The following is an 11,233-nucleotide window of genomic DNA, read 5'->3' on the forward strand; positions in this document are numbered from 1 at the left end:
ATTTTGAACAGTCATTACAAAACTTGCTTCTCCAAATTGATTAAAAAGAACCAAATTGGCAAGGGAAGGGCCATTTAAATTATCGCCGACAAATAATGCAGCAACAAGCGGACGCCATAAGCCGTGCCCGCTCTTCCGGGTGCATATTCCGTGTCTCCGAAGGCCGTTCCGGCAATGTCGAGATGCGCCCAGGCCGGATGTTCGTCCGTGAAAACTTCCAGGAATTTGGCAGCGACAATTGCCCCGGCAATCGGTTTTCCGTGGTAATTTTTCAAGTCAGCAATGTCCGAGGCGATTTCTTCTTTATATGCGTCCCAAACGGGCAAGCGCCAGACTTTTTCGCCGGTTTGCTCGCCTGCTGTTGCCAATGCTGCTGCCAACTCATCGTTTGGTGTAAAAAGTCCGGCGGCTTCGTATCCCAGCGTCTGAATAACGCTGCCCGTGAGCGTTGCAAGATCCACCACCACGTCCGGTTTAAATTCCCTGACGGCATAACTCAGCCCATCCGCGAGAATGAGCCTGCCCTCCGCGTCTGTGTCAATCACTTCGATGGTTTTGCCTGAGTAAGAGCTAATTACATCGCCCGGCTTCATAGAAAGTCCATCCACGCTGTTCTCCGTCGAAGGAATCACACCAATCACACGCACCGGAATTTTCAATTGCGCAGCCAGCTCAACTGCGCCCAGAACGGCCGCAGCGCCACCCATATCGCTTTTCATCAAGTGCATATTGGCCGAAGTTTTGATCGAGATCCCACCCGTGTCAAATGTCACGCCCTTGCCGACCAAGGCAACTGTTTTGGTATAATGTTCGGGCACATATTCCGTGACGATCATGACTGGCGGCGCCTCGCTTCCTTTGCTAACTGCGAGCAAAGCATGCATTCCCAGCGTTTCCAGATCGCTTTTATGCAGCACAGTCACTTTGTAATTGTTTATTGCTCCCGATTCTTTGGCCCATTCACCCAGCATTTCAGGATTTTTGTAATTAGCAGGCGCATTCATCAGGTTCATAATTCGCATTTGCACCAACGCAGTTTTCTGCGCAATTTCCGATGAACGGTCCAGACTAGCAGAATCATTATCGGTTAAAATAGAAAGTGTCCCGCTTTCGAAGAATGCGCTAAGCTTTTGAAAATCAGTTTTATATAATTGAATGTTATAACCTCCCAAAATGATGCCATTAATCACGTTTTCGATCCAATCCGCGCTCCGGCCTCTTGCGTCGAGAATAATGTGCTCAGGCCAGCGGTTTTTGCGTTTGAAGAATACAGTGCGAAAGATCTTGATCAGCACGGGCAGTCTGGGTGATTTTCCCAATCCAACCCAAAGCTCCTTACTTGAATACCACCACATCTCGCCTTTTTCGCCATCAAACATTGCCTGATTTTCAGGATGTAAGCCTTGCTCAAAAGAGCGGATTGTCAGCACGTCTTCCTGCGGCTCCCAAATTTGTTTTATTAACATTGTATTGTGCGGGGATAAATAAAAAAGCAAAGACAAGATAAGTCTTTGCTTTGAATAAATGTATCGGGCGAATTAATCCAGTCCGCCGCGCCTTGTGGCTTTCCTTTGTTCGGGCCACGCGGTCGGTTCGCCTTTCGCGTTCAGCGGTAATATGCTTTTTTCACGCGATGTCTTATTCGGATCTTCGCTTGCTTGATAGGCCATGATCGCAGCCAAAATCGCATTGCTTCGCACATCGTCAAACACGATCTTATCATACGTGTCGCGGTTGGTGTGCCAGGTGTATGTGCCGTAAGACCAGTTGAGCGAACTCAGTGAAAAAGCGGGCGCGCCTGCTGCCACAAATGACGCGAAGTCAGAGCCGCCTGCGCCGGGTGTCCCGGGGAATTTAGACTCAATTGGCGCTTTAATGGTTTCCGGAACCTTTGAAAGCCAGCGACTTAAATATTCGTAGGAATTCAAAAAGCCTTGACCCGAAAGGTTAATAACCCGGCCCGTTCCATTATCCTGGTTAAAAACCGCTTGAATATTCTGCACAATCTCCGGATGATCTTCCACAAATGAGCGCGAACCATTCAGTCCCTGCTCCTCGCTTCCCCAATGTCCAACCAGGATGGTTCTTTTTGGATTTGGATAGACTTTTTTCAGAATCCGCATTGCCTCCATCATCACAATTGTGCCCGTTCCGTTGTCCGTTGCACCACTTCCACCGTCCCATGAGTCAAAATGTGCAGACAGGATCACATATTCATTTGGCTTTTCAGTTCCTTTAATTTCGCCAATTGTGTTGAAGGTCTGGCTGATGCCCGTTTCCTTAGCATCCGCACGCACACTGATTTTCGGCGTGTGGCCTGACTCCGACAAACGATAAAGCAAACCGTAATCTTCAAGTGAAATGTCAACTGTCGGAATGGCTTTTGTGTAAGCACCGAATATTTTATTAGCCCCAAAACCTTTTGACCAATAAGACATTACGACCCCAGCTGCACCTGCTTTTTCCAATGCAACCGGCAATGTTCGGGCTGCATAACCCGTTTTTTTGACGCGATTTGCCCAAGCCTCAGTCTGTGCATCACGCTCCTTTTTCATCTTTTCAAAAGACTCTTTCGTGCCAAATTCCTGCCAGTTGTAATCGGGCCTGCCCGTTGGCTGGTTCATGCTGATCATCACAAATCTTCCTTTCGCACTCGGCAGCCACTTTTGAAAAGCCAGCGAATCCGCGACGTCTGGCAAGATAATCACCTCGGCAGTAACCGTTTTGCCGCCCGTTCCAGGGCTCCATGCGAGCTGCATTCCTTCCAATGATTTCACTCTCGGCGCCACCATATCAATGTGCGACACGCCGCGTTCCCAACCACGCCATTCGCCCCATTTTTCATTTTTTGCTGTAATATTCCAGCCTTTGTATTTGGCAACGGCCCATTCGTGCGCTTGCATCATTTGCGGCGAGCCCACCAGTCTTGGCCCGATGACATCCATTAATTCATGCGCCAGTTTTTCCAGTTGTGAGTTTTCCGTTGCTTCTTTAACAATGTTTTCAACAACGGGATCTTTACTTTGGGCAAATCCAATTTGAATCTGCAAGGCAAAAAACAAAAGGAAAAGCGAGGAGATTTTCTTCATGCAAATGTTGGTTTAGAAATTGATCTGTTTCTCAATGTATGAAATAGCCGCGATGGTTTAAATAGCCTCTTGGAAAATTCTAAATTGATATTTCCATTGTTTCATTAAGGAGCAGGTTCCCGCATTCGGGTCGGTTTTTTTAAAGGATTATGGTTAATAAAGTGGTGTCTTTTGTGTTTTTTGCCAATTACTTCGTCGGCCTTTTGGCGGTCGCGTTGTCATTCGAAACTGCATTTCAGCTTAACCTGCCGCTCAATTCCCCTGCTTATTATCTGCTCCTTTTCAGCGCCACCGTTTTTTATTACACCAAAGCATATTCCGTTCCGGCCGGGAATGTGGTTTCTCAAAATCCGCGAACACTTTGGTATCGAATGCATTACACGTTTGTGCAGGGCAGTCAATGGTTTTTTATATCGGTTTGCATAGCGCTTGGATTTTGGTTTTTGTTAAAAGATTTTTCCAAAATGCTGGCATTGCCCGCTCATTACTGGCTGGCAATTCTCACGGTTCCGTTGGCTGCAATGCTGTATTACGGATTGCTCCCGAAATCAATCATTTCATTTAATCTGAGACGCACGGGCTGGTTTAAGGCATTTGTTATTGGTTTCGTTTGGGCCGGATGCGTCAATCTTTTCCCCGTTACAATGCTCCGCATTGAACACGGCATCACCATTGCCGAGCCAACATTAATGCTCTGGCTTTTCCTGAAAAACTGGATGTTCTGCACGGTGAATGCCATCATGTTTGACATGAAAGATTATGAAGATGACGCCAACATTGAGCTGAAAACTTTTGCCGTGACATTCGGGTTGCAGCGCACCATTTATTATGTCCTCGTTCCGTTGCTCCTGATTGGCCTGCTTGCATTCCTCACATTTGCAACCTATCGAAATTTCAGTCCGGTTACGGTTTTGCTGAACATGCTCCCGTTCGTTTGCCTCCTCATTGTCGCGTTTTCACTCAATAAGCCCCGCAAAATTTTATATTATCTAATCGTGATTGACGGATTATTGCTTGTAAAGGCGATGTGCGGCATTGCGGGCATTGTTTTTGGACAGCATTAATCCAACTGATGACAAACACCTACGACCGGATCGCTGGGATTTATGACACGCTCAGCAGGCTCGTGTTCGGGAAGTCCATTGTAAATGCACAACTGGCACTGCTTCCCCAGATTTCCGCGCCGTGCAAACTGCTCATTGTCGGAGGCGGAACGGGTTGGATATTAGATGAATTGGCAAAAGTCCACGTTTCCGGGCTCGATATTTCGTATGTTGAAATTTCTGCCAAAATGATCTTGCTGGCCAAAAAAAGGAATGTCAGGCAAAACAAAATTCACTTCATTCACATGCCGATTGAAGACTTCGAATCCAATGAAACGTTTGATGTCGTTATGACGCCGTTCCTATTCGATAATTTCGCGCCGGAACGCGCAGAAGCAGTTTTTTTGAAGCTTCACAAATTATTAATCGTTGGCGGGACGTGGCTTTTCGTTGATTTTCACATTGAAAACCAAATCAAGGGCATTTGGCAAAAGGCCTTGCTGCAATGTATGTATTGGTTTTTCAAAACAGTGTGCAATGTGGAGGCCAGCACATTGCCGGATATGGAATCACACTTTCAAAATAAAGGATATATTGTGCTCGACAAAAGCACTCACTTTCAAGGCTTTATCCAATCGATCGCTTATCAGAAAGTTACACCATAGCTGCGCGCCTTTTGAAAATAAAGCGCTCGTTGAAAATTATAATCGACAGCAAAATCAACGAATATGCAATGATCTGAATCGCATTGATAGGCTCGTGGAAATAAATTAATGCAATCGAAAAATTCATCAGCGGGTTGATATAAAGCAAAACGCCCATTGTGGACGAATTCACGCCTTGCAATGCATACAGATTCATGTACAACGGCACGATTGTAAACAGCACCGCAATCAGGAAAATGAGCGCGTAAAATGAAAACTCCATGGGCAGCGCCTCGCTGTAAACCGGATAAAACGGCGCTAGAAGCAATGCGGAGAACAGAATTTGCACAGTAAGGATCAGGAACTTGTCAAAACCTGTGTTTTTCCGCTGGCTCACCAGATAGAATGCATAGGAAGCAGCGACGATCAGGCTGTATGCAATGTCTGAAATGTTATTGAACGACAGCAACATACAGCTCACAACGCTTAATAAGACAGCACCCCATTGCCATTTGCTCAGCTTTTCATTTAACACAAAATAGGCAATCACGGTGGTCATGATGGGACAAACCAGATAAGCAAAAGAGGCCGCTTTGACGCTGATGTGGTTCATGACGTAAATGAAGAAAAACCAGTTGGCAGTCAATAAAAAGCCTCCCGAAAATGTGAGTATTGTAACTCTTCGCTTCTCACTGGCAGGCAGTTGCCTGAATTTGCCGATGTTTTCCTTCAACACTTTTATCCGAACAAAAAGACTGATCACGGCCATGATCACTGCGCACAAAAAAACGCGGTAAAACAGAATGTCAAGCGAAGCGTACGCTTTCAAAGGCTTTAAAGCAAGACTAAAAAAACCCCAGATCACAAAAGAAATGAAGGCTGCTAAATAGTATTTTGAAAATTTCATGGAGCTTGTAAAATGTGTCAATCAGGAGCGGATATAATGTTTTTAAGGAACAGCAAAATGTTTTTACAGGTTCGGAGGCACCAAAAATCATTTGATTCTCACCTTTTGAAGCTTTAATAGTGCAAAAAACGGAACCTAAGCGGGAATATTTGGCTTGACTGGTGTAATTAACATTATTGAAATTTATGACTTTTTCCGATATCAGGATGGTTGCGACGGACATGGACGGCACGCTTTTGAATTCCGACCATGAAATACATGAATCCTTTTTCCCCGTTTTCAGGAAATTAAAAGATCATGGAGTCATTTTTGTGGCAGCCAGCGGACGCCAGTATTTTAATCTTGCCAAAGCACTGGACACGGTTAAAGACGAGGTGATTTTTGCTGCTGAAAATGGCAGTTATGTCGTTTTTAATGATGAAGAAATTCACATTCAAGCTGTTGACCATGACATTGTGAAGGAATTGGTTAAAATTTCGCGTCCCATTGCCAGCACTTACGCCGTTATTTGTGGCAAGAAAAAAGCTTACGTTGAAAATGACGAGCCTGAATTTTTAAACCATCTCAAACTGTATTTCGAACGTTACGAAGTTGTCGATGACCTGACGGAAGTTGATGATGACCAATTTTTGAAATTCACGCTTTGTGATCTTGCGGGTTCGGAGGAGAACAGTTATCCGCATTACAAGCACTTTGAAGACACGCTGCAAGTGAAAATTTCAGGCCCGATCTGGCTCGATATTTCGCATAAGGACGCAAATAAAGGCAAAGCAATGGAAGTTTTGCAAAAGAAATTCAATGTCTCGTTTGACCAAACCATGGTTTTCGGAGATTATTTGAATGATCTGGAAATGCTGCAAAAGGGACATTATGCTTATGCGATGGCCAATGCGCATCCGGATGTCAAAAAAATAGCCCGTTTCATCGCCAAAAGCAACGATGAAAACGGGGTTGTAGAAATCCTTTCGGAAATTACGGAATAGCGGATTTGCTATTCCGTGTATTTTTTGAATATTGAAGTTGCCGTATGGCCGCCAAATCCGAATGTATTGTTCAGCGCGTAATTGACGGTTTGCTTCACAGAATCACCCAAGATAATGTTCATTCCCGATGGAGTCGCGTCGTCGAGCGTTTCGGTGTTGATGGTGCCGGGAACAATGTCATGCTTCACTGCCAGCACACAAATGATGCTTTCAACCGCTCCTGCGGCGCCTAATAAGTGGCCTGTCATTGATTTGCTAGCACTGATCGCAACCTGGTGATCGCCAAAAACTTTCTTAATGCCGTTCAACTCGCTCATATCACCAAGTCCGGTGGACGTTGCGTGCGCATTCACATAATCGATTTTATCGGGTGAAATTTCCGCTTCCTTCAAAGCTTTGTTCATACCCAATGCTGCGCCCATGCCGTCGGGTGGCGTGCCTGTCAAGTGATAAGCGTCCGCTGCCATTCCACCTCCAACAATTTCGGCATAAATCTTCGCGCCTCTTGCCAATGCATAATCCAGATCTTCCAAAATCAATGCTCCCGCGCCTTCGCCCATGACGAAACCATCCCGGTCTTTATCAAACGGACGCGATGCTTTTTCAGGCGCATCGTTTCTTTTGGAAAGTGCCTGCGCAGCGCCGAACCCGCCCAATGCGGAGTAAATGATTGCTGCTTCTGATCCGCCAGCGACCATGATCTTCGCCTTGCCCATTTTGATCGTATCAAATGCGCTGATAACCGCTGTGTTGGACGAGGCACAAGCCGAAACCGTGCAATAATTAGGGCCGTGCAATTTATGACGGATAGAAATAACGCCCGCAGCAATGTCCACGATCATTTTTGGAATAAAGAATGGACTGAAACGCGGCACGCCTCCGCCTGCATGAAATTCAAGCAACTGGTCTTCAAAAGTGCCCATTCCGCCATTTCCGGTCGCCCAGATAACGCCCATATCATAACGGTCCTCGATGTCAATCGTGCTGAAATCGAGTCCGGCATCCTTAATCGCTGTGTCCGAAGCTGCAATGGCATATTGCGTGTGCAGATCGAACTTTTTTAACTCTTTTTTATCAATAAATTCCTCCGGATGAAAGTCGCGGACTTCGCATCCGAATTGCGTTTTAAACTTCGAAACGTCCATTTTCGTAATGGTAGCAGCACCGCTTTTACCATTGACAATGTTTTCCCAAAATTCATCAACCGAATTTCCGAGGGGAGAAATGACTCCTAAACCTGTAACAACAACTCTTTTCATAAACAATTTTGAAATTTTTTCGACGACATCAGGAAATTAATCGTCAAACTCCTGAGTCACTGCATCTTTGAATAAGGCTTCCACCAGTTTTTCAACCATTGGACCGACCGTGAGTATCACTGGAATAACGATCATATAGGCCATAATCCAGGATTTCAGCCAAATCACCAAAAAATTGGCAACAAATCCAATATTTATAGAAACCAAACTGAAAGAAATTATACCCGTAGTAACAACTCCCATGATGGCTGCGAAGGCGATTTTTTTCTTCATCTTGGTGCTCAGTTTTAGGCTGTAACGCCCGGGTTCATTGCCAACAGTGCTTGCTCCGGCGATTGCAGAAACAGCTGATATAATTGTGCAGTCCGGCCAACATGGATTTCAAATGTATCATTCTCAAAGGCTTCGATAAGATCATCAGCCACTTGCTGCGGAGGAATGCCGTTTGCACCGCCAATGTTTTGAGAAAAATCTGTATTCACCAACGGCGGCATCAATTCAAAAACTTTAATTCCCGTCGATTTGGCCAATGTCAGGCGCAATGACTGGGTGTAGGAATGCAATGCAGCCTTGCTTGCAGCGTAAGTCGGGATAACATGGTTGGGCGCAAAAGCTGCAATGCTGGACACATTCACAATCGCAGCATCATCCTGCTGGCTTAGTAAAGGGACAAGCTTCTGGTTTAATCCAACGATTGACAGATAATTGGTCAAAATCTCTTCTTCCGCGATTTGGTAAGCATCGTTTTCACTGTCGAGCAAATAGCTTTCTGCTTTTCCTGCATTGTTGATGACCACATTAAGGTTCGGAAAATCGCTTTGCAGCTTTGTAATCAGCTTTTCAACATCCGCTTTGTTTGAAACATCACTTACGATCGCCGTTGTGTTTTTTAATTTTGCAGCAGCTTGCAGCAGACGTTCCTCATTTCGGCCCGTGATGATCACTTGATTGTCTTTTTCAGAAAAAGCTTGTGCAATTGCGAAGCCAATTCCAGCGCTTCCGCCGGTGATTAGGATTGTATTTCCAGTCGTTTTCATTTTTTCTTTTGTTTAATTGATTCATAAAATATATAATATACCGATCGGTATATTTAGGTGTAAAAAAATTTGCTATAATGCTTCGATCATCTTTTTCACGGCCTTCATAATGGCCCTTCTGTATTGCAGCTTCCCGGTCACTTTACTTATCATAATGCCGCCTTCCACCAATGCAATTAGTGTAATTGCGACTTCATCGGGATCCAGTGCAGCACTCAGCTCATTATCTGCGACGCCCTTTTTAATCAAATTTTCAATTTTAGTTTTCCATGTAAAAATGGCCTCAGCAGCTTTCGCCCGCAATTCCGGATGCGTGTCATCTGCTTCAACCGACGTATTCAATATCGGACAGCCGCCTTCGGGAAAAGGATAGGTTAGGAAGTTTTCATAAATCTCCACATACACAAGCAGCTTTTCCTTAACCGTTTTTCTGGTTGCCATTTCTGCCTGCACCGCGCTAAACATTTGTTTCAAATTGAAGTCAAATGCAGCCAGTGCAACCTCATCTTTGTTGCGAAAATTTCCGTAAATGCTGCCCTTGGTAAGTCCCGTGGCGCTGATCATGTCGTTAATCGAAGTGCCGGAATAACCTTTGACATTGAAAATCGGAGCCGTTTTTTCAATGATAAATTGTCTGGTTTTTTCTGCTTTGTTCATGCGCTTCAATATTAACGACACAAAAATATACCAATTGGTATATTTTTGCAAGCATTATTAAGTTTAATTTTTCAATGTGTGCAAATCAACCAAAAAAACGGCCTGATTTCACAACCAGGCCGTTTTGCTTCCTTCTGTAACTCGATTTTATTTTGCACTTACGCGCCAAATCGTATTTCCCGAATCGTCGCATACGAGCATTGACCCATCTTCCATCACATTAATGCCGACCGGACGGCCGTAAACTTTCTTTTCACTTTCAACAAACCCTGTCAAAAAATCCTCCGGTTTACCTGTTGGTTTTCCATCCTTGAATGGGATAAAAATCACTTTATAACCAGCCAGTTGTGAACGGTTCCAAGAACCATGCTGCCCCACGAATGCGCCGTTTCTGTATTTGGCAGGGAATTTCGTTTTATCATAAAATGCCAAACCCAATGACGCCGTGTGTGAACCCACAGGCACATCTGGAACGATCGTCTTAGCAACGAGGTCCGGGCGCTCACCTTTTCTTCTCGGATCTTCGTTTTTGCCAAAATAAGCGTAAGGCCAGCCATAAAATCCGCCTTCTTTTACGCTCGTAACATAGTCGGGAACGAGGTCGTCGCCTAGCTCATCTCTCTCATTCACAGCGCTCCAAAGCGTGTTCGTCCCGGGCGCCCAGTCCATACCAACCGGATTTCTTAGTCCGCTCGCAAACACTTTTTCGCCTGTTCCATCCGGATTAATTTCCAAAATATTGGCTCTGCGTTTTTCCTCGTCAATGCCGTGATCCGCCACATTGCTAGCCGAACCTACTGAAATATAAATCTTTGAACCATCGGCATTTGCAAGCAAATTCCGCGTCCAATGGTTGTTATATCCTCCCGCAGGCAATTCCACAATCCGCTCGCCTTTGCCCGTAATCTTCGTCTCGCCGGCTTTGTATGGATAGCGGTAAACGCCATCTGTGTTTGCCACATAGAAGTAATTTTTCAGGATCAGCATTCCCAGCGGCTGTTTCAATTTTTCCATAAAAATCTCTTGCAGCTCAGGTTTGCCATCTTTGTTTACGTCGCGCAAAAGCGTAATTCTGTCTGCGCTCTTCTTTGTGTTGGATTCGGCCACAAACACGTCACCATTGGGCGCAATGTAAGTCCAGCGGGGATTTTTTAACTCATCCGCATATTTCTCAACCGTAAAACCAGCCGGAGCAACTGGCGTTTTCCCGTCAGGCCAACCCGCTTCATCCGGCCGATTGTCGGCAGATTCTGTGGCAAATGGCGCGGGCAGCGCAACACTATCGGTTTTAGTAACGACTGTATCGCTGGCGCTCGCCGACGCTTCTTTTTCTTCCTGTTTTGATTCTTTGTTATTGCAGCCAACTGCAGTAAGCAATATGCAGAGGCAGGCAACTGCGGGAATATTTCTGATTGTCATTGGGACATTATTAAATGTAAAAAGGCAGATCAACTGGTTTATAACCAATGATCTGCCTTAAAACAATAATGCCAGTTACACTTTTCAAAAAACTGGGTAGTCATGGACTGAACCCCAAAAGTTGGACGAGTTTAAGAATTAACGATTAGTGTGATGAGCTCGGTATTGTACCGGGCTCATTCCGTTTAAATTCAG

At 45.1% G+C, this 11,233-nt stretch carries 11 protein-coding genes; 3 read left to right on the top strand and 8 right to left on the bottom strand.

Annotated elements, in window-relative coordinates; translation table 11 throughout:
* Nucleotides 1–74: 74 nt before the first annotated feature.
* Both LZG73_RS04420 and LZG73_RS04425 read right to left on the bottom strand, forming a co-directional pair.
* Nucleotides 75–1,466: a M17 family metallopeptidase gene (locus tag LZG73_RS04420; protein WP_233846438.1), complete on the bottom strand. Its 1,392-nt coding sequence runs from the start codon at nt 1,464–1,466 to the stop codon at nt 75–77.
* A 72-nt stretch (nt 1,467–1,538) separates the two neighbouring features.
* Nucleotides 1,539–3,089 (bottom strand): M20/M25/M40 family metallo-hydrolase, encoded by a 1,551-nt coding sequence (locus tag LZG73_RS04425; RefSeq protein ID WP_233846439.1) that lies wholly within the window; start codon nt 3,087–3,089, stop codon nt 1,539–1,541.
* 149 nt (nt 3,090–3,238) lie between these two features.
* Between LZG73_RS04425 and LZG73_RS04430 the strand changes: the two genes are divergently transcribed.
* Together LZG73_RS04430 and LZG73_RS04435 are read left to right on the top strand one after the other, a co-directional pair.
* Nucleotides 3,239–4,153, top strand: a complete 915-nt coding sequence (locus LZG73_RS04430) for a UbiA family prenyltransferase (RefSeq protein ID WP_233846440.1) — start codon at nt 3,239–3,241, stop codon at nt 4,151–4,153.
* Nucleotides 4,154–4,161: 8 nt separating this feature from the next.
* Nucleotides 4,162–4,797 (top strand): class I SAM-dependent methyltransferase, encoded by a 636-nt coding sequence (locus LZG73_RS04435; RefSeq protein WP_233846442.1) that lies wholly within the window; start codon nt 4,162–4,164, stop codon nt 4,795–4,797.
* Here the strand turns inward: LZG73_RS04435 and LZG73_RS04440 are convergent.
* The gene (locus LZG73_RS04440) at nt 4,787–5,683 is read right to left on the bottom strand and encodes an EamA family transporter (RefSeq protein WP_233846444.1); all 897 of its coding nucleotides are present in this window, start codon (nt 5,681–5,683) and stop codon (nt 4,787–4,789) included. The genes LZG73_RS04435 and LZG73_RS04440 overlap by 11 nt on opposite strands.
* Nucleotides 5,684–5,868: 185 nt before the next feature.
* On the opposite strand from LZG73_RS04440, the gene LZG73_RS04445 reads away from it, so the two are divergent.
* The gene (locus LZG73_RS04445) at nt 5,869–6,666 is read left to right on the top strand and encodes an HAD family hydrolase (protein ID WP_233846446.1); all 798 of its coding nucleotides are present in this window, start codon (nt 5,869–5,871) and stop codon (nt 6,664–6,666) included.
* An 8-nt stretch (nt 6,667–6,674) separates the two neighbouring features.
* On the opposite strand, the gene fabF is transcribed toward LZG73_RS04445, so the two are convergent.
* The 5 genes from fabF to LZG73_RS04470 form a co-directional block, all read right to left on the bottom strand.
* Entirely contained in the window at nt 6,675–7,925 is a 1,251-nt protein-coding gene (fabF, locus tag LZG73_RS04450) for a beta-ketoacyl-ACP synthase II (RefSeq protein WP_233846448.1), read from the bottom strand.
* Between the two features lie 36 nt (nt 7,926–7,961).
* Nucleotides 7,962–8,198, bottom strand: a complete 237-nt coding sequence (locus LZG73_RS04455) for a DUF2798 domain-containing protein (protein ID WP_233846450.1) — start codon at nt 8,196–8,198, stop codon at nt 7,962–7,964.
* A 14-nt stretch (nt 8,199–8,212) separates the two neighbouring features.
* A complete protein-coding gene (locus tag LZG73_RS04460) occupies nt 8,213–8,962 on the bottom strand; it encodes an SDR family oxidoreductase (protein ID WP_233846452.1) in 750 nt (249 codons plus the stop codon).
* Between the two features lie 72 nt (nt 8,963–9,034).
* Nucleotides 9,035–9,619 carry a TetR/AcrR family transcriptional regulator gene (locus LZG73_RS04465; protein ID WP_233846453.1) on the bottom strand — a complete coding sequence of 195 codons (585 nt, stop codon included), beginning with the start codon at nt 9,617–9,619 and terminating at the stop codon, nt 9,035–9,037.
* A 147-nt stretch (nt 9,620–9,766) separates the two neighbouring features.
* A complete protein-coding gene (locus tag LZG73_RS04470; RefSeq protein WP_233846454.1) occupies nt 9,767–11,038 on the bottom strand; it encodes a sorbosone dehydrogenase family protein in 1,272 nt (423 codons plus the stop codon).
* Between the last annotated feature and the right edge of the window lie 195 nt (nt 11,039–11,233).

This window comes from Dyadobacter sp. CY326, from assembly GCF_021390515.1.
GTDB lineage: Bacteria > Bacteroidota > Bacteroidia > Cytophagales > Spirosomataceae > Dyadobacter.